Here is an 18185-nt window from a genome sequence, read left to right as displayed (position 1 = left end):
GCAAGGTCAGCCTTTGCGCCGGCTGCGCTTCTTCGGCGCCGGATCGTCGACGGCCGGCCTGTCCGGACGATTTGCCAGGGCCTTGCGCGCCAGCGCCTCGGCCGCCGACCGGTCCGGCTGGCCGGCCGGTATCGTGACCGCGCCGGGCATCGCAGCACCCGGCTGTTCGCCCAAGCCGTTGTCCTCGCGCTCGATTTCCTCGCAAGCCTGACGCCAGTGCTCCTCGTCCTGGCCATTTGCTTCGCCGCTGCGTTGCCAGATCTCATAGGCGCGGCGCTTGATGCGTTCGTATTTGTCGGTCGCCATTGTCCGATCCTCCGTCATCTGTCTTCAAACGCGCGCTGGCCCCGAATGATCCGTGACGAGGACAGGGAATGGACAAGGTTGCGGCTCAGAACCTGCGGCTGAGATAGGCCGATCCGCCGAGGCCAAAGCGCCACTCGGCTTCCACGCCCTTGGTGAGGCCGATCCGGCGACCGGCGAGGATCGCGGCCGGGTCGGCCTCGGAACGGGCGAACTCAAACGGCGGCGCGGCAAACGAGAGCCGGTTATGCGAACCGTCGATGCCCAGCGCCTGGCAGAGCTTGCCGGGACCGGAGCAGAGCAGCCGGTCGTCATCCGTTCCGCGCCGCTCGCGCATCGCGGCGATGCCGGATTGCGGCTGGATGGCGCGGATCAGCACGGCGCTGCCCGGCAGGCACACCGCGTTCAGGCACCAATGCAGCCCGTAGGAACGATAGACATAGGCGTCGCCAGGCGCGCCATACATCGGACCATTGCGTGGCGTGCGGCCGCGAAAGCTGTGCGATGCGGGGTCGTCGGGCCGGTAAGCCTCGGTCTCGACGATGATGCCGCCGATACCGGCGAGCCCAAGCCTGGCGCCGATCAGCGCGCGTGCGACGATAACCGCGTCGCGGGCGAAGAAATCGGGCCCGACACTAAGCGGCATGGCGATCGGCGTCGTTCGGACAGGTCATCGTCGGCGTCCGCTCAGCCCAAAAGATTGCGCGCCGCGCGCATGAAGATCCGCGAACCGATCGGGATAAGATCATCCGGGAAATCATAGTCGGGGTTGTGCAGGGAAGGGTGCCTTTCGCCGGCGCCGAGGAAGAACATCGCCGACCTCGCCTTGTGGCCGAAAATGCCGAAATCCTCCGAGGCGCGCATCGGCAGCGCCGCTTCGCTGCGCGCAACGCCTTCCTCGTCGAGCGCGCGGTTGAGGTGCTCCACCGCGTCCGGCGCATTGACGCTGGCGAGGAAGATCTCGTGATAGTCGAAGCGCACGGCAAGGCCGTGCCTGGCCGCGATTTTTGCCGCGAGCGCCTCCGCCGCGGCGACCTGCTCGGCCATGCGCTCGTCGCGGCGGGTGCGAAGCGTCGCCCACACTTCGGCATAGCCTGGCGCGATGCCGAACACGGCTTCGCCCATCGCGCAATGGGTGACGGTCACCATGCCGAAATCCTCGTCGGTGAAGGTCCCGCGCCCGAGCGCGGGCAGCGCCGGCATCAGCTCGCTCATCGCCGGCATCGGCGAGGCGCCGGTCTCGGGCATCGAGGAATGCGCCGTCTTGCCCTCGAGCACGATGCGCATGCCGCGCGAGGCGCAGTTGACGGTGCCGGCCTTCACCCGCACCTCGCCGAACGGCACGCCCGGCAGATTGTGCAGCGAAAACGCAAAATCAGGCTGGATCTCGCCAAAGCGTGGATCGGCGACGACCCCGGCCGCGCCGTTGCCGGTTTCCTCGGCCGGCTGGAACATCAAGACGACGCGGCCGCGCGCCGGCCTTTCGCGTCCGAACTGGCGACCGAGCGCGGCCATGATCGCGGTGTGCCCGTCATGGCCGCACATATGCGACTTGCCCGGCACCTGCGAGGCATGGGCGACGCCCGAAAGTTCCGTGATCGGCAGCGCGTCCAGCTCCGAGCGGAACAGCACCGTCGGGCCGGCCTGTCCGCTGTCATAGACCGCCGCCACGCCGTGGCCGCCGAGCCCGGTCAGCACCTTGTCGGGAGCTGTGTCGGCGAGGAAATTCACCACCTCTTTCGCGGTCCTTTCCTCCTCATTCGAAATTTCCGGCTGCCGGTGCAGCTTGCGCCGCCATTCGGTCAGCTCGACGATGTCTCGATTGGTCAGGGTCATGGGTTGGCGCTCCGATCGGCTTGCGGGTCACACCAAACACGATAGGGTTTTTCTCGCGCCGTGCCATGCCGATCAATTCAAATGGTCCATCGACGAATTCCCGAGCCTATGTCTCGGGCGCGGCCGACAAGACTGCAGGTTTCCTTGCCCCCGAGAGGTGGTTCGGCGGAGCCGAGGCTGAGAGGGGGCAGCGCCGCCTTAGCCGATTGCCGGGCAGCGTGAAACCTTTTGATTTTTGGGCCGTTGTGGCGCGATGTCCCCGGCCAAGCACAAACCGAAACCGGCCGACAGCGCCACGCAGCGCGGTGCAAGCAAGCCGCGTTCGGCGCCGCCGCGCCAGGACAAGCCGCGCCAGTCGGAACCGCGCGGTGCCCCGAAGCCGCGCGCGGAGATGGCGCGGGAAGACGCACCGCAGGAGGACCGGCTGAAAGACGACAAGGCGCAGCAACGCAAGCCGCAGGCCGGCGAGGCCGAAGAAAAGGCATCCGCCGACGCCGCGCCGGAAGCCATCGGCCATGCCGGGTCGCCGCCGCCCGAGGCGATCGAGCCGGATCCCGAGCTTTCCCCCGAGGAGGCCGTGCGGGCGCGCAAGAAATATCTGCTGCGGCGCTTCTGGATCAGCGGGCGCGGCTATTGGGGTTTGCGCGGCGACAGGCTTGCCTGGCCGCTGACGATCGGGCTGCTCACGCTGATCTGCGTCAATGTCGGCTTTCAATACGGCATCAACCGCTGGAACCGCGCGATCTTCGACGCCATCGAGCTGCGCGACGCGCACACCGTCTACTGGTTGAGCGCCGTCTTCCTGCCGCTGGTCGCCGGCAGCATCAGCCTGGTGGTCGCGCAAGTTTACCTGCGCATGACCATGCAGCGCCGCTGGCGCTCCTGGCTGACCACGGCGGTCATCCAGCGCTGGCTGGCCAGCGGCCGCTACTACCAGCTAAACCTCGTCAAGGGCGACCATGCCAACCCGGAGGCCCGCCTGACCGAGGATTTGCGCATCGCCACGGAATCGCCGGTCGACTTCATCGCCGGCGTCCTCAACGCCTTCCTGTCGGCCTCGACCTTCATCGTCGTGCTATGGACGATCGGCGGCGCGCTGAGCTTTTCGCTGGGCGGTTCCACCATCACCGTGCCCGGCTTCCTCGTCGTCACCGCGGTCATCTACGCGGCGATCACCTCGACCTCGATGTTCGCCATCGGCCGCCGCTTCGTCCAGCTTTCCGAGGACAAGAACCAGGCCGAGGCCGAGTTCCGCTACGTGCTGACGCGCGTGCGCGAGAATGGCGAAAGCATCGCACTGCTGGGCGGCGAGGAGGAGGAGAACGCCGGCATCGACCGCACCTTCGCCGGCGTGCTCGGCCGCTGGGCGCGGCTGACCGGGCAGCACATGCGCACGGCACTGGTCTCGCAAGGCTCCAGCCTGTTCGCGCCGGTGGTGCCGGTGCTTCTATGCGCGCCGAAATTCCTCGATGGCTCGATGACGCTGGGCCAGGTGATGCAGGCGGCCTCCGCCTTCGCCATCGTGCAGGGCGCCTTCGGCTGGCTGGTCGACAATTATCCGCGCCTGGCCGACTGGAACGCCTCGGCTCACCGCATCGCCTCGCTGATGATGTCGCTGGACGGGCTGGAGCGCGCCGAGGAGAACGACAAGCTCGGCCGCATCCAGCGCGGCGAGACCGCAGACGGCGCGATGCTCAGCCTCAACAATGTTTCCGTGACGCTCGACGACGGCACCGCCGTGGTCAAGGAAACCGAGGTGGAGATCGAGCCTGGCGAGCGCGTGCTGGTCTCGGGCGAATCCGGTTCGGGCAAGTCGACGCTGGTGCGCGCCATCGCCGGCCTTTGGCCCTGGGGCAGCGGCAGCGTCGATTTCCACCCGGGCAAGCGCCTCTTCATGCTGCCGCAGCGCCCCTACATCCCGTCCGGCACGCTGCGCCGCGCCACCGCCTATCCCGCCGCCGCCGAGAACTGGAAGACGAAAGAGATCAATGCGGCCCTCGACAAGGTGGGCCTGAACTATCTGAAGAGCCGGCTGGAGGAGGAGGCGCCCTGGGACCAGACGCTGTCGGGCGGCGAGAAGCAGCGTCTCGCCTTTGCTCGCCTCTTGCTGCACGCGCCGGACATCGTGGTGCTCGACGAGGCGACCTCGGCACTGGACGAGAAGAGCCAGGACAAGATGATGCAGACGGTGATCAAGGTGCTGCCCCAGGTCACCATCATCAGCGTCGCGCACCGCGCCGAGCTGGAAGCCTTCCACACGCGAAAGATCACGCTGGAGCGGCGTGAGGGCGGGGCGCGGCTGGTGAGCGATGTCGAGCTCGCGCCGAAGAAGCGCGCGCCGGGCCTGCTGCAGCGCGCGCTGTGGGGCAGCGGCGGCGATAAGGGATAGGGGCACTCTGACGTCGTGCGTAATCGCCGGCGGCGCTCCCCCGCTCCGCCAATCGCCAAGCGAGCGGCCTTCGCAGCCTGGGTTCCTCGCCCCGCGAAGGTGGCTACGCTATGCACATATCGTCTGTGACTGCGCGACTGATCGGCCTGAGGCTTGATTGCCACGTGGTTCCCCCAATCCGTCGCTGCTTCGCAGCGCCACCTTTCCCCCCTCCGGAGGGAAAGGAAGGGAGCGTTGCTGGACGGGCGTTGACGGCAAAAAGCTTGGCGCCTTCCTCTACCCCGTCGATCGGGGGAGCTCGGCGAAGCCGAGACGGAGTGGGGGTCGACCAGCGCTACACAAGACAATGCATGCGCCAAGCTGCCAAGCACGCTATCGCCAAAGGCCGGCCGCTTGGAAATGTGTGCATGCCGTAGGCGAAGGCGGGGAGAGGTGGCTCGGCGAAGCCGAGACGGAGAAGTCCGCGCGGCTGCGATTACGGCCAAACGCGCCCACACTGAACAGTCTGTAGAGCTGCTCGCCGTTTCCAGGAACCGAAGAACCGCCTAGAGTTCCGCACGACAGACTGGAACCATCGGGGAGGGGAGCATCGCGATGAACGAAGCCACGCCGCACGATCCGAGACCGCTTTCGGAAATCGCCAGCTATCACGCCCACATCTATTACGGCGATGAGGCGCAGCGCCGGCACGCCGAATGGCTGCGCCAGCGCATCGGTGAGCGTTTTCGCGTGCGGCTCGGCAACTGGCGCGACGAGCCGGTCGGCCCGCATGAGCAGGCCATGTACCAGGTCTCCTTCGCCACCGAAATCTTCGCCACGCTGGTTCCCTGGCTGATGCTGAATCACGGCGGCCTGAGCATCCTCATCCACCCCAACACCACCAACCCCAAGCGCGACCACCTGATCGACCCGATCTGGATCGGCCGCGCGCTCGGCGTGCATGGCGAAGTGCTGGGGGAGGAGGATGAGGCGGAAGAGGCGCTGGAGGTGAATACCGAGCCGACGCTGGGGGCGTGAGGGGCGGGGCTCTCGTTACCTGGTAAACGATTTGTGCTCGCGCCGAACTTGGCAGCGACGCCGAAAAGCTGCAGCGCCCCGGATCAGCACGCGTCGCCCAGCAAAGCCATGCTCGGGGCATGAGTGCAGGAATGGCTGCGGTAGACATAATGCTGCCCGGCGCGCCAAGCATCAGCGCGGTGCGATCGGCCCTACCGTGCGATGGGCAGTCCCGGCACTGCAGCCTCAACTCAATTTCCGAGGGTCAACAGCCAGCTTGGCACGAATGATTGCCCGTGCCCTAGAAAGAGCTGGAATTAGCCGTTCGTCTCGGCGTCCGAGTACGTCAAGTATGCTACCGATGCCGGATAGGGCTTGGCTATCATTGATCGCAAAGCACAGTTTTGTGGCCGTCGCGCCGAGTAGCTCACGGTGCTTTTGCGGGTCAGCGTGGGCCGCGCAAGCCTCTGCCATTATCATGAACAGGTCCGATGACGCTGTTGCTGGCTCGCTATTTCTCGCCAAGAAGATACACCGGTTGATGACAGCCTCCGCAATCGGCTCGCTGCGCGAAATAGCAGAGACATGCGCGCCAAGTACCAGGAAGGAAAGCTCATCCACTTTAGCGATCGGTTCGTCAACAGGCTGGTTGAGAATGCGCAGGACATTCGCAATGAAGCGCTGTGATGGCTGAGCCGTATTCGCGAGCGCGACTACTCCAGGGACCTCATCCAACGCCCATGCTGCCTCCAGATTGGACTCAACGTCATTGAAGACATCCATCTGGGATGAAACCAACGGATACTCTCTGAAATCGTCAAAAGGTCCAGGGAAGTACGCTGCAATGACTTTTTTGGACTCCTCAAGGCGCGCCACTGCAGCCTCAATCGCAGCAACCCACGTAGGTGGGCGTTCGGTAGCGGGGATCGTTGCAAGTGCTCCTAGCGCACGGCCAACAAGCTCCGCAAAGAGGTGGTCGGGACTGATCCATTCTGGCCTCCATCGCGGTGCATCTCGTCGATCAATCACTCCGTGCCACAAATAGGTCGAAGAGAATTTCTCCGTTGCCCACTTCAAGAAATCTTCGGAGCTGGGTAAATCGTACAGCGCATTCGTCAACACTCCCGCGTGGGCAAGCGCTGCCAATCGAACCCAAAAAACGGGAGCATTCGACGCCCTCGCAACCCGTCGTAAATTGATGGTGCTAACTAGTGTCATTGCGCAGAAGATGTTGCAACGGTCGGTGGTTGCAATGGGATCGACCAGCAGCTTGTTTAAGAACGAGGTGCCAAGCTCGACGAATGCTGAGTCCGACTGGAGCAGCTGCCTACACAACTCGAAGCCGCACAAGAGGCTGAACGGATCATCTGCCTCAAGCAGTGACGAGATATCTGAGGAGCCAATCGAGGCCAAGATCTCAAAAGGAATTAGTGGTTGCCATAGCGCGGCAAATGCTATTCGCCGCAATGCTCGTTTAGGCTGCCGTTCTACTAGGCTCTTACGCGCTGTGGCGAGTTCAGACCTGTTGAATGTTTCCAGGTCCCTTGAGTCGCTAAGCGGCGCGATAAGTCGCCCGAAGTAGTCCGGTTCATCTGGCATGAGGGAATCGACATCCAACTCCTGCGCGGCCCGCAACTGCGTCTTGATCGCCTCAGGGGTAGCGGCTAATGCCGTCTTAAGTGTCACGTATTCGCGGTCGGTGAGCGCTCTTTCGCCCGCAATCGCCAGCCACTTCTCCTCTTCGTCGCCCCGAAGAGGCTTTGCTGCGAAGACACGCGTCAGCGCTTTGATGCGGGTGTCGCGTTCGTCGCTCAGAAGATCGGCGTCGGAAAAAGCGAATCCTTTCTGATCTATCACAAGTGTGGCTTGTCCTTCGTCGCCCATACCCAACTCCGCGCGGATATCCGGGCCGCTCTGAGTTTTCAGGAAAGCCGATTTTTTGCCCGCAATGGCCCCTCGCAGTGCTTGGTGCAAGCTGTCGGAAGTTACCGAGCTAACATCGTTAAGTGGGAACCAGAATTGGGGCTCGATTCCAAAATTCGCGCAAAAACCTTCATCCAACAGAAGCTTGCTGCGCACTTCTGATGGGAGAGGGTTGACCAGAAGCGCAAATCGCAGGTCAATCGCGTCACGGCTCATCTTCATCGACCTCTGCTAACCTAACAACGTGCGCCTTCAGGAAATCGAGGACTTCATCCCAGATTTCAGGATGATTGTGTCGCAACGGCTCAATGAGTGCTTTGTCGAGCCATTCGAAATATCGGCGCCGTCTCTGGCGTGTCCCAGAGACGAAAATCATCATGAGCCCGGATTGGACTGCGAGCTGTTGCCGGGAAGCGGCCCAGGCCAGCTCATTCCCAGGTTCCACGCACCATTCCAAAGGATCGGGCAAGAATGAGATGAGCCAGTTGGCACACGCTTCCGCCTGGTCAATGTCATCCGCTTTACTCCAAATCTCCCTGATGGCGGAGCAGGCTGCGAACCGGGCACTGATAAGCCACAGGACCTCCTCAGGGACAAAAGCACTGTTTATTTGGGGCAGCGTCAGACTTTTCGACAGCGCCTTTAGCTCGGGCGTTTCAGGTATCTTCCCATCAACGACTGCAGGAGCGGCGGCAAGGTGATGCAGCAGCTCGTCCGCTTCAAATGGAACGGCATAGTACCCAGCTTCCCTCAGTCTATGGCGGCTGCGCCAGTAAACTTGAGCGTCAATTCGGCCGCTGTCCTTCAAAGCTGCGAGAATGTCGAGCGTTGAGGCCGAGTATGCACTGCGTTTGGAACTGTCTACCCAAGCCGGACGTTTGTTGAGACACCGATCATCAGAAAGCACAACCTCGGTTTGTGAAAGGTCGGCCACGAGGTCCAAAGTTGGTGAGGAGTCGAAGGTCTCGTCCCTTTCGTGCTCTTCATCATTCCCGTTGTCGATTCTGTGCCGAGCCGAGAAGGTGAGCCGCCCTGCTTCCACGCTTGTGCTGACATTTGCCCGAATCCTTTCGATAGCGCTAAGCAAGTCATCTACGTGCTTGCCATGCTGTAGAGTTTCCCTTGTTCTCGTGTCCAAGTCGACATGAACAAACACCGCCTTAACTGATCGGGTCAAAACATCTAGCAACCCTACATAATCGAGGTACACAACGGCCAAGTCATCTAGATAAAGCGTCGATTGGGGAGTGATTGTTTGTGGAGTCTCCCAACCAACATCTACGTGGGTGAGGTAGGCCTCCGCAGCTCTCTTCGTTTCCGCGTCTAGGTTGCCGGAGCCAGACAAGAAGGAAAGAACCGATAACGTATCTGTCAGGACGCTGCGGTGGGAAGTCATGTCAGCCGTATCCTCAAGAAACGTGCCAAGTTTCGCGACGGGTGCACTTCTGACGACCAAACCCCCATCACGTTGCGCCACAGAGAGCAGCGCGGCAAGGTCGCGACCGATCTCCTTTGCGGCCGCACGATCCCCGTTGCTATCGGCAACAACCGTCACGCGTCCCGATGCGATAAGAGCTTGAATCCGCCGCGCTTTCGCCATTTCCGACGGCTGTTGGACTTTGAGAAACTGCCTATCTATGAACAGCATGCTCAGCGTTTTGGGCGCTATGGTAGGCCGGTGTACGAATGCCAGCGCCTCCTCTGCCAACCCGAGATAGTCGAGTGTTATCAATGCGGTGATGTCAAAGGCCACAGTCTTTGCCTGTGTGAGATCGTAGCGAGGGCGCGAGCCTGAGAAGGCAAAGACCGGATAGTTGATACGCAAATCGTATGGATCAGAGTTACGAAGAGCCTGCCCTAGGGTCAGGTCGAGTAACTGGCGGCGAACACCCTTTGCGGCAATAAACAGTGGTATTTCTGCATGCCGCACCAATTGATCGATTTTTTCGGTGTGCTCCTCCCAACCCGGCGCTCTATCGATCACCTCCTTGATCGACATACGCTGCACCGGACCTTCGCTACCGGAATGATCAACGGCCTTCTGAAACCATTCTCGGGGTTTCGATCCTTTGTATTCTTCGCCGCGTCCCGTTGCCAGCAGGTACGCTGCGAGGTTGACCTGGGGATCATCGGGAGCCTTGCGAAGCGCTTCATCACGAAAATGGTCGACGTAGGGGCTGCCAGCCTCCAAAGCTAAGCGAGCAAGGCGGAGAAGGTCATGTGTCGGAAGCGCATCCGCGCGAGAAGCTTCCTGTGCTAGGATAGCCTGTAAGTTGCCCCAATCGCCGGTCTCGATAGCGGTGTTGATCGCGAGTTCTCGATCGCCTGCGACCTTCCGTCTTGTCAGAAGCTCGCGTGCAATCGTCCGAGCCTCGACAATCGACCCTAGCTGGAAGAGCGACCAGCCCTTGATTGCAGCGTACTCGTCGTCCAGAGCAAAAAGGTCTGGCAACTCTTCGGCAATCGCGACCACTTCAGCATATCGTTCGCTCCTGAAAAGAGATTTGATTGCGAGGTCGAAATCCTCCTGCGACTTAGTTTCTTTCGCTAGAATCGGCGCGTATTCAGCCAATAGCTTGGCCTCGCCCCGGACTCGGATAGCTGCTAGCAAAAATCGCAAGTTGGGCAGAGATTTCGATTCAGCATAGCGATGTCGCAAGCTCTCAACCTCGTCCCCCTTCTCTATGTGATCAACAAGTTCCTCAAGATCGCGTGCCTGATCGCCGTTTAGATGTGGTCCTCGATGCAATGCGATTAGGCGGCGGGCATCGTCCAGAGAGCCTGTGCGGGCAAAAATCTCGATCTCGATTGCGGCGAGCGCGCTCCTTACCAAATCGGTCTGTGCAAAAAGATCGTCGTGATGTTTCTCAAAAAACTCACGAATCTTACGAGGGTCATGGCTGTGGTAGGCCATCAGGAAGGCCGCAAACCGTTCGTCTGCGGTCCAGCCGCCAAGCTCTTTACGCGCTAGTAAGTGGCGATTGAGGGCATCTTGATTAAAGGAAACATCATAGGCGAGCGCCAGGCGTACCCGGTGCAAAGTTTTGTTGGGATCAGAGATTTCAGCCGAGAGTTGTTTCAGGGCCTCACCCCGTGTTTGGCTTCCTTCGAGTCGAAGCCAGAGATCGAATTCTCGAAGAAGGTTTCCCAGTTCCTCAAGGCCAAGTTCGTCCGTTTGGGCGAGCAGGCTTCGAATGTCGGCGTCTGCCTCCTTTATCCTGTCCTCACCTTTGGGTCCGCTCGCGAGTTGGAGGCTTTTGGGGTCTAAGGGCAGCCCCTGGAAGAGAGCTCCCTTCTGATCAGCCGGCAGGATGGATGCAAGTGTGAGTTGGGCACGTAACAAGTGAAGCACCGGGCACTCGTGAAAATATGCCTCGGGCACTTCAGCAACGTGGTCGAACGCAGCCTCGAAATCGCTTTCATCTATTTCTGTGACTACTAAGCTTACGGCGCCGGCGGCGGTCAAATCTGCTGGCCCAATACGCTCTAAACGCACCCATTGAAGGGCCGACGCAGCTCCGAGCTGCTGAACGATAGCCGTCAACAAAGTCGAGCGCGCTTCAGGATCGCTTCGCAGCTTCAATTCGCGCAACGTCGCTGATGGATCGCCTTCGGCACCCTTCAATAATGCGTCGGTGATGAACAAGTCGCGGGTAGGGTCAAGCTCCGCTGCAAAGCTCCGGTACCGTTTCGCATCAACAAGCCTGTCCGCCGTAGCATTGGCACGCGCAGCACGATCGCAGACCTCCGCCCGAATCGTGTTTGCGCCGAGCGACAGGTCTCCACTTATAACCCTGTCTGCGAGGTCAGCGAGCGCGCCTGCTACGTTCGCTATCTGGAAACCCCGTAGCTGAAGTATCTTAGACAGGCCTTCTTTCAATTCGCGATCGGCATATTTGGCTGGGAGCCGCGCTTGGGTGTCGGCGCCTAGCCTATCGATGCTCTTGGCGAGCGCTGCCACCTGCTCATGCGAAGCTTGGTTTTCTTGGCCCGCTATCAGAATATCTAGTTTGCGATTTTGCGATTCAATGCTGGGGCTAAATCCGGGGTCGAAAGCAGACTGCGCCGCTTCGTGCTGTCTAATATTCTCCTGTAGAGTATCCCAACCCCAAATCTCGATTTGAACAACCCGGCCGGAGGCTGCTTGTTCCTGCATTATGTGTTGAGCTAATTGAGTTAACCGTGTATCGTTTTTTGACGTAGAGACAATAAAGTATTCGCTCAAAGGCGGGTCGTATTCTAACGCAACTTTTATCTCGTCGGTAACTTCTTTTTTGGTTAGTTTTGCGTTTCCCGATTTTAATTTACATTGGATTCCAACAATTTTTTTAGGGTCGCAATCTCGATGCCCGACAATATCAACCCCGTCCTGGATTTGCCCTCGCGTACCAAGGCGTTCAACGTTTGGGTCTTTAAGTATCGCTTTGAAAAGTACGACGCAATTTTCCTCGAATTCGACTTCGTTCGCCGGCTTACTTATCTGGGTCGATTTATACCCTGCCATCCGGCGCGCGCCTAATAGGGGAAATTTCGTGGATAAGCGTCGGATGCAATACTACCTATGCGAGATTGCCAAGTGCGAAGGGGTCTGCGTCCCCAGCTTATCTCCTCACCAGCCGCGGCAGCAGAAATATCTCCGTCCCCTCCGGCAGCTCCTTCCCCCACGTATCCCTATAAATCGTCCCGTCGATCGCCACCGCGATCCCCGCGGTCGATCCACGGCTCAATCCCGGGATGCCGCCAGTTTGCGGAACAGTTCCCTGATTTCCTTGGCCTCAATGTCGCGTTTGGCCTCGCCGGCGGCGCCGGCGCCAAGCGAGCCCCAGCGGGTGACTTCGACCAGGTCGCGCCGGCCCCTAACCCCTCAACCCTCCTCCTCGACCACAAACGAAAGCGCGATCAGGTCGTCGACGTCGATGCCGCCATGGCCATTGTCCAGCACGTCCGCGACCTTTTGAAAGGCAAGCATGTCATCCATGCTGAGCTTGGCTTCCCGCAGCCTGTCTTGCAAGCCCGCCACCTTGGTTTCCAGGATCCTGGAAGTCTCGATCATGCTTGCCTCCGTTATTCTCCAACGCCGCGTTCCACACGCTCAGCATCAGGCACGTGAACACGACCGGCCCGATGAAAAGGCCGATCGCCACGGCCGCCGCAATGCCCATCCGCTCCGCTTTCGCGGCGACCTTTGCAAGACCGTCATCGGCCGGGACGAGATCGGAAAGATCGCGGTGATGGAGCGCGCGGTTGTCGTTTACGGCCGTCGGGGGCATCTCCCACCGCTCTCGGAAAGGAAGCTGCTGCTCGGCAAAAGGTTCGCGGGCACTCATCCGCATAGGTCACACCCCCGAAAACGCCGCCTTGCCGTGGCGTTCGAAAAGCGCCAGCTTGGCCGAATAGCCAAGCCTGAGCTTGGTCTTGCAGGCATCGCACCGGAAGGTGCTCACCGACTTGAACCATGAACCGTTTCTGATGATCGGCCGGCGGCAATTCGGGCATTCATAGCGAAGACTCACGTCCCGCAACTCCTCGGAAATCGACATTGTCCACCTCTGTCCCGAGCCCCTGTTCTTTCTGCGGATGCCCACCACCTGGGGCAGGTGGCGGGCGATCCAGCCAACTGACGATGAAGGGACTGATTGCTCGTCAGCGCAGCCCTAATGAGATCGCAGGGCTTATGTTTCACGCGACGGACCAATGCGCTGGCGAATGGGACCTCAGTCGGAGAGAGGGCCTCATCAGCGGAACCTAATGTTGGCCGCGCGCTTATGGCCACATGAGCAGGCGAGGTCTCGACTTCTTCGACCGATGGATCGCGGAGCATCTGCCAAACGTGATGACGGATGACCCCGTCGCAGTTGCCGACCTGGCCGACGAAATGATCAAGGCGGCCGAGCGCGAAGGCATCGCGGCCAGCGAGATCAACGAGGAAATCGACAGCGTTTTCGAGGTGATCTTCGAGGCGTTGCAGCATCGCGAAGGCAGTTTGGGGGAGAGCGACCAGGCTGTCTTCGAACTGCTTGCAGGACGCCTGGCAAGGGAAACCGGCATCACCCAGGAGCAGGCCGGCGAGCTGATCGAGACAATCGGAACCGACTGGGGGTCGCTCCTTCGCGAAGCTCATTTTTTGAAAGAGCAGGGCAAATGAGCAAGCGTGGCGCGGAGTTCTTTGGCAGATGGATCATCGATAATGTGATGCGCGGCAATGTGGGCGCGGACGTCGTCTCGGTTGCCGAGCTGACGACCAAGCTGTTCGCCGATGCCAGGGCGGCAGGTATCGCCGAGGAGGAGATTGAAGAGGAAGTCGGAAGCGCATACGAGGCGATCCTGGAGGCGATAGTCGGCTCCGAGCACAGCGGCAAACCGTAACGATCGGATGGCCGTCTATGGGAACATTAGCGTACCCTAAAAGTTCTCTCAGCAAGGATCACACACTCAGGTGGAATCATGGCCGAGTTGGCATTTGCTTTTGTGTATTATTCGGGCCTGACCGGCCACGACATGGTCGGCGCCATTGTGTCTTTGACTGCGGGGCTTCTTCTCTACAACGTTGTGCGCGAAGACCGGCCAAACCGATAGCCGCCCGATAATCATGAGCGGCCCAGCTCGAAAGCGGGGGGTGCCCACGAGCCGGGCCTGACCGGCGGGGGAACGGACTAGACGCAGGGCGCCGGCTGACATTGTTATATCAGCTTACGCTAAATTATAGCCATCCGAACGCAGGACGCTTTGGTCTCCCGCGCGCAGAGCCTATGGGGCCGCGCGTCCCCATCACCCTCCAGCCAGCCGCGGCAGCAAAAATATCTCCGCCCCCTCCGGCAGTTCCTTGCTCCACGTATCCCGGTAGATCGTCCCGTCGATCGCCACCGCGATCCCGCGGTCGATCCACGGCTCGATCCCGGGATACTGTTCCGCAAGCTTGCGGAACAGCTCCCTTATGTCCTTGGCCTCGATCTCGTGCTTGGCCTTGCCGCCGGCGACGGCGCTGAGCGAGCCCCAGAGGGTGACCTCGACCATCAGGCCCGGCTCCTCATCGGGCGGGGATGTGAGCCGAAAACCGCTTCGCGCTTTTCGGCATCAGCCTTCCCGCTCCGCCTCCAGCGCCGCCAGGATGCGCGGCGGCGACATCGGGATGTGGGTCATGCGCACGCCGACCGCGTTCGACACCGCGTTGGCGATTGCCGCCAGCGGCGGCACGATCGAGGTCTCGCCCACGCCGCGCACGCCATAGGGGTGGTTGGGGTTGGGGATTTCCAGGATCTGGGTGTCGATCATCGGCAGGTCGGAGCAGACCGGGATGCGGTAGTCGAGGAAGCCGGCGTTCTGCAGCCGCCCGTCCTTGCCGTAGATATACTCCTCGTTGAGCGCCCAGCCGATGCCTTGCGCGGCACCGCCCTGGTACTGGCCCTCGACATAGGTCGGGTGCACCGCCTTGCCGGCATCCTGTACCACCGTGTAGCGGATCACCCTGGTCGCGCCGGTCTCGGGGTCGACCTCGATGTCGCAGATATGGGTGGCGAAGGAGACGCCGGCGCCGTCGGCGACGAGCTCGCTATGGCCGGCGATCGGGCCGCCGGTCGTGCCCGACTTGGCCGCGATGTCCTTCAGCGACAGCGGCGAGAGGTTGCCGTATTTCTCGCCCTTGGCGATGGCGTGGCCCTTTTCCCAGGTAACGTCCTCCACCGGGATGTCCCACATCTGCGCGGCGCGATCCTTGAGGATCTTGATCGCGTTGCGCGCGGCCGAGATCGTCGCCATCGAGGAGGAGAAGGTGCCGCGGCTGCCGTCGGTCATGTCGTTGTAGCCCAGCGAGGACGTGTCGGCGACGATCGCCTTGACATTGCCGTAGTCGATGCCGAGCTCCTCCGCCGCCACCAGCGACAGCGAGGCGCGGGACCCGCCGACATCGACGGTGCCGACGGCCAACGACACCGTGCCGTCCATGCCGATGTTCAGATCCGTGCAGGTCTGCCCGCCGAAATTGAACCAGAAGCCGCAAGCCATGCCGCGTCCCTGGTTGGCTTTCAACGGCGCCTTCATGTGCGGGTGGCTCTTCACCGCCTCCAGCGTCGGCCCGATGCCGATCGGTCCGTAGACCGGGCCGTAGGACGAGCGCGTGCCTTCCTGCGCGGCGTTCTTGATGCGGAAGTCCACCGCATCCATGCCGAGCTCCTTGGCGAGCTCGTCCACCGCGCTTTCCACGGCAAAGGCGGCCATCGGCGCGGAGGGCGCGCGGTAGGCCGCGGTCTTGGGCCGGTTGACCAGCACTTCGTAGCCGACCGTCTTGACGTTCTCGAGCTTGTAACAGGCGAAGGCAGTCATCGCTCCGATCTCGGCCCAGGAGCCGGCATAGGGGCCGCAGCTGTAGCGCAGCGTCGCTTCCGCCGCGGTGATGGTGCCGTCCTTCCTGGCGCCGATCCTGACGTCGATCGAGGTGGCGCTGGTTGGCCCTGAGGCACGAAAAACCTCGTCGCGGGTCATCACCAGTTTTACGGGGCGGCCGGCCTTGCGCGACAAGGCAAGCGCCACCGGCTCGGCCCAGACATGGGTCTTGCCGCCGAAACCGCCGCCGATCTCGGACGAGGTGACGCGCAGCTTCGAGGCTTCGAGCCCAAGCAGCTGGGCGCAATGCTGGCGGTAGACGAAATGGCCCTGCGTGCAGACCCAGAGCTCCGCCGTGCCGTCCGGGTTGACGCTCGCCACGCAGGCATGCGGCTCGATATAGCCCTGATGCGTCTGCTCGGTCTTGAAAGAGCGCTCGACGATGAAATCGGCCTCGGCAAAACCCTTGTGGACGTCGCCATGGCCGAACTGGGTGCGCTTGGTGACGTTGGAGGGCTTTGCCGGCTTTTCCTCCAGCCCCTCGGTGAAGACCTGGTCGTTGATCAACGGCGCGTGGTGGTGCGCGGCCTCGTCGACATCGGTGACATGCGGCAGCACCTCATAGTCGATCTCGATCAGCTTCAGCGCCTGGCGGGCGGTGCGGGCGTCGATCGCCGCCACCGCGGCCACCGCATGGCCGTCATAGAGCGCCTTCTTGCGCGCCATCGAGTTGTCGAGGATGTCGTACATGGCGGCGTCGCCGTCGGTGAGGTCGGGCAGGTCCTTGGCCGTGATCACCGCCTTCACGCCGGCGAGCTTTTCCGCCTTCGACGTGTCGATGCTTTTGATCACCGCATGCGCGTGCGGGCTGCGCAGGATCCGGCCGACCAGCTGTCCGGCCATGTTGAAGTCGGCGCCGTAGCGGGCGCGTCCCGTCACCTTGTCGACGCCGTCGGGGCGGATCGGCCGGGTGCCGACCGATGAGAAATTGCGTCCGGAGTAGCGCGGATCGAAGTTCATGGATTACGCTCCCTTCATCACTTGGGCCGCATCCTGGACGGCGCGCACGATCTTGTCATAGCCGGTGCAGCGGCAGAGATTGCCGGCGAGCCCGAAGCGGATTTCCTCCTCGGTGGGCGAGGGGTTCTTCTCCAGCAGGTCCTTGGCCGCGATCAGGAAGCCCGGCGTGCAGATGCCGCATTGCAAGGCCGCGTGCTCCAAAAACTTCTGCTGCAGCGGATGCAGCTGGTCGCCATGCGCCATGCCTTCGATGGTCTCGACCTTGCGGCCCTCGGCTTCGGCGCCCAGCACCAGGCAGGAGCAGACCAGCCTGCCGTCGACGATGACGCTGCAGGCGCCGCAGTCGCCGGTGCCGCAGCCTTCCTTGGCGCCGGTCAGCCCCAGCCGGTCGCGCAGCACGTCGAGCAGCGTCTCATCGGGCTGGCAGAGATATTCGACGGCGTCGCCGTTGATCGTGGTTGATACAGCTATACCGGCCATTATTTGCCTCCCGCACGCTTGTAGGCGGTCGTTGCGGCTCTCTGTGCCAGCACGCCCGCGACTTTCCGTCTGAATTCGATGGTGCCGCGCTTGTCGTCGATCGGGCGGCAGGCGCCGGAGCAGATCTTTGCCAGCCGCTCCAGCGTCTCTTCGTCGAGCTTCGAGCCGATCAGCACCTGCCCGGCTTCCTCGACCAGCAGCACCGTGGGTGCGGCGGCGCCGAGCGCCACGCGGGCGGTCTTGATCGCGCCCTTCTCGTCCAGCGTCAGGTTCACGCCGGCGCTCACCACCGCGATGTCCATCTCGGTGCGCGGAATGAAGCGCAGATAGGCGTCGCCCGCATGCTCAGGCCGCTTGTCGAGCAGGATCGCCTCGATCATCTCGCCCTTGGCCAGAGACGTGCGGCCGGGTCCGGTCGGCACGGCTTCCACGGCGATCGTGCGCTTGCCCGAAGGCCCGGCGATGACTGCTTGTGCCGCGGCCGCGACCAGCGCCGGCACGCTGTCGGCGGCGGGCGAGGCGTTGCACAGATTGCCGGTGATGGTGCAACGGCCCTGCACCTGCTTGGAGCCGATCAGGTTGGCCGCCTCGACCACGCCCGGCCATGCCTGCTTGAGCGCCTTGTTCTCGCCCAGCACCGCGCAGGGCACGGCGGCACCGATCCGGAAACCGTCGGCCGTCTCGGCGATGTCGGCCAGGCCGCCGATTGCCTTGATGTCGACGATCAGCTCGGGCTCGATGAAGCCGCCCTTCATCCTCACCAAAAGGTCGCTGCCCCCGGCCAGGATCGCGGCCGGGCCTACTGCCTTGGCGAGCTCGCCAACGGCATCTTCGATTGAAAGCGGACGTATGTAACGCATCGTCTCCCCTTGGTGGTCATAATCGGATCGCCCGTTATAAAGCGTCTGGTTATAATGGC

General features: G+C 62.0%; 16 protein-coding genes. 6 read left to right on the top strand and 10 right to left on the bottom strand.

Going from position 1 to position 18185, the window contains the following annotated elements; genetic code table 11:
- Positions 1-6: 6 nt before the first annotated feature.
- The 3 genes from FJW05_RS11750 to FJW05_RS11740 form a co-directional block, all read right to left on the bottom strand.
- Positions 7-306 carry a DUF2934 domain-containing protein gene (locus tag FJW05_RS11750; RefSeq protein WP_181164913.1) on the bottom strand — a complete coding sequence of 100 codons (300 nt, stop codon included), beginning with the start codon at positions 304-306 and terminating at the stop codon, positions 7-9.
- An 85-nt stretch (positions 307-391) separates the two neighbouring features.
- A complete protein-coding gene (locus FJW05_RS11745) occupies positions 392-949 on the bottom strand; it encodes a DNA-3-methyladenine glycosylase (protein WP_140631880.1) in 558 nt (185 codons plus the stop codon).
- A gap of 41 nt (positions 950-990) precedes the next feature.
- Positions 991-2139, bottom strand: a complete 1149-nt coding sequence (locus FJW05_RS11740) for an amidohydrolase (protein WP_140631877.1) — start codon at positions 2137-2139, stop codon at positions 991-993.
- Between the two features lie 253 nt (positions 2140-2392).
- Between FJW05_RS11740 and FJW05_RS11735 the strand changes: the two genes are divergently transcribed.
- Together FJW05_RS11735 and FJW05_RS11730 are read left to right on the top strand one after the other, a co-directional pair.
- A complete protein-coding gene (locus tag FJW05_RS11735; protein WP_140631874.1) occupies positions 2393-4528 on the top strand; it encodes an ABC transporter ATP-binding protein/permease in 2136 nt (711 codons plus the stop codon).
- Between the two features lie 594 nt (positions 4529-5122).
- A complete protein-coding gene (locus tag FJW05_RS11730; RefSeq protein ID WP_140631872.1) occupies positions 5123-5545 on the top strand; it encodes a DOPA 4,5-dioxygenase family protein in 423 nt (140 codons plus the stop codon).
- Between the two features lie 225 nt (positions 5546-5770).
- Here the strand turns inward: FJW05_RS11730 and FJW05_RS11725 are convergent, their stop codons facing one another.
- From FJW05_RS11725 to FJW05_RS11710, 3 genes are all read right to left on the bottom strand, one after another.
- On the bottom strand, positions 5771-7669 hold the full coding sequence (locus FJW05_RS11725; protein ID WP_140631870.1) for a hypothetical protein: 1899 nt from the start codon (positions 7667-7669) through the stop codon (positions 5771-5773).
- On the bottom strand, positions 7653-11951 hold the full coding sequence (locus tag FJW05_RS11720; RefSeq protein ID WP_140631867.1) for a hypothetical protein: 4299 nt from the start codon (positions 11949-11951) through the stop codon (positions 7653-7655). The genes FJW05_RS11725 and FJW05_RS11720 overlap by 17 nt, the downstream gene beginning before the upstream one ends.
- Before the next feature lie 360 nt (positions 11952-12311).
- Positions 12312-12500 carry a hypothetical protein gene (locus FJW05_RS11710; RefSeq protein WP_140631864.1) on the bottom strand — a complete coding sequence of 63 codons (189 nt, stop codon included), beginning with the start codon at positions 12498-12500 and terminating at the stop codon, positions 12312-12314.
- Between FJW05_RS11710 and FJW05_RS27415 the strand changes: the two genes are divergently transcribed.
- From FJW05_RS27415 to FJW05_RS27910, 4 genes are all read left to right on the top strand, one after another.
- Positions 12499-12906 (top strand): hypothetical protein, encoded by a 408-nt coding sequence (locus tag FJW05_RS27415; RefSeq protein ID WP_181164912.1) that lies wholly within the window; start codon positions 12499-12501, stop codon positions 12904-12906. The two genes, FJW05_RS11710 and FJW05_RS27415, sit on opposite strands and share 2 nt — an antisense overlap.
- 371 nt (positions 12907-13277) lie before the next feature.
- Positions 13278-13592, top strand: a complete 315-nt coding sequence (locus FJW05_RS27720; RefSeq protein WP_246673363.1) for a hypothetical protein — start codon at positions 13278-13280, stop codon at positions 13590-13592.
- On the top strand, positions 13589-13813 hold the full coding sequence (locus FJW05_RS11695; RefSeq protein WP_140631862.1) for a DUF768 domain-containing protein: 225 nt from the start codon (positions 13589-13591) through the stop codon (positions 13811-13813). Before FJW05_RS27720 ends, FJW05_RS11695 begins: the two co-directional genes overlap by 4 nt.
- Positions 13814-13891: 78 nt before the next feature.
- Positions 13892-14023: a hypothetical protein gene (locus tag FJW05_RS27910; RefSeq protein WP_281405771.1), complete on the top strand. Its 132-nt coding sequence runs from the start codon at positions 13892-13894 to the stop codon at positions 14021-14023.
- 192 nt (positions 14024-14215) lie between these two features.
- Here the strand turns inward: FJW05_RS27910 and FJW05_RS11690 are convergent, their stop codons facing one another.
- From FJW05_RS11690 to FJW05_RS11675, 4 genes are read right to left on the bottom strand one after another with little or no spacing between them, the layout of a single operon-like run.
- Positions 14216-14461 (bottom strand): MoaD/ThiS family protein, encoded by a 246-nt coding sequence (locus FJW05_RS11690; RefSeq protein WP_095768248.1) that lies wholly within the window; start codon positions 14459-14461, stop codon positions 14216-14218.
- A gap of 60 nt (positions 14462-14521) precedes the next feature.
- Entirely contained in the window at positions 14522-16786 is a 2265-nt protein-coding gene (locus FJW05_RS11685; protein ID WP_140631859.1) for a xanthine dehydrogenase family protein molybdopterin-binding subunit, read from the bottom strand.
- 3 nt (positions 16787-16789) lie between these two features.
- A complete protein-coding gene (locus tag FJW05_RS11680; RefSeq protein WP_140631856.1) occupies positions 16790-17266 on the bottom strand; it encodes a (2Fe-2S)-binding protein in 477 nt (158 codons plus the stop codon).
- Positions 17266-18126, bottom strand: a complete 861-nt coding sequence (locus FJW05_RS11675; protein ID WP_140631853.1) for a xanthine dehydrogenase family protein subunit M — start codon at positions 18124-18126, stop codon at positions 17266-17268. Before FJW05_RS11675 ends, FJW05_RS11680 begins: the two co-directional genes overlap by 1 nt.
- Positions 18127-18185 lie beyond the last annotated feature (59 nt).

The sequence above is a fragment of the Mesorhizobium sp. B2-9-1 genome (genome assembly GCF_006439455.1).
Classification (GTDB): domain Bacteria; phylum Pseudomonadota; class Alphaproteobacteria; order Rhizobiales; family Rhizobiaceae; genus Mesorhizobium.
Note: the sequence above shows the minus strand (reverse complement) of the source record. Positions and strands in the feature narration are given on the sequence as shown.